Below are 406 nucleotides of genomic sequence, written 5' to 3' on the forward strand. Positions count from 1 at the left end.
ATCCGAGACCGGTTCCGGCAAATTCAAGACGGGCGAAAATGCCACCGCCTTTATAATCGCTGTCACCGTCACCTTTGACAGAAGCGAAACGGTCGAAACTGTTATAGGTGTCATAAGTACCGCGGCCATATTCAAAGAATGCGCCGGTTGTGACTTTATGACCGGCTTCAAGGTTAAAGCCGAAAGCAAGACCGGCAATCATGTTGAAACCGTCAATCTCGACATGGCTTCCTGTCTGATAACGGGAGGAAGAGCCACCGGTTATGATAAAGGGAACATAGAGCGGATGATTGATGCGGTTATCCGCTCTTGTTGCCATACTGCTAATTGTGCCCATGCTGTTGGCAATAACATCGGAGCCTTGCGAAACAAAGCCGAGGCTTGCTGCACGACCTTCCGAATAAGC

General features: G+C 49.8%; 1 protein-coding gene. It reads right to left on the reverse strand.

All coding sequences use genetic code 11. The features are described from left to right. Nucleotides 1-406: hypothetical protein (locus H3S94_RS11770; RefSeq protein ID WP_198241182.1), on the reverse strand; the 406-nt coding region annotated here is incomplete at both ends.

Source organism: Bartonella sp. B10834G3, from assembly GCF_016102505.1.
GTDB lineage: Bacteria > Pseudomonadota > Alphaproteobacteria > Rhizobiales > Rhizobiaceae > Bartonella > Bartonella choladocola.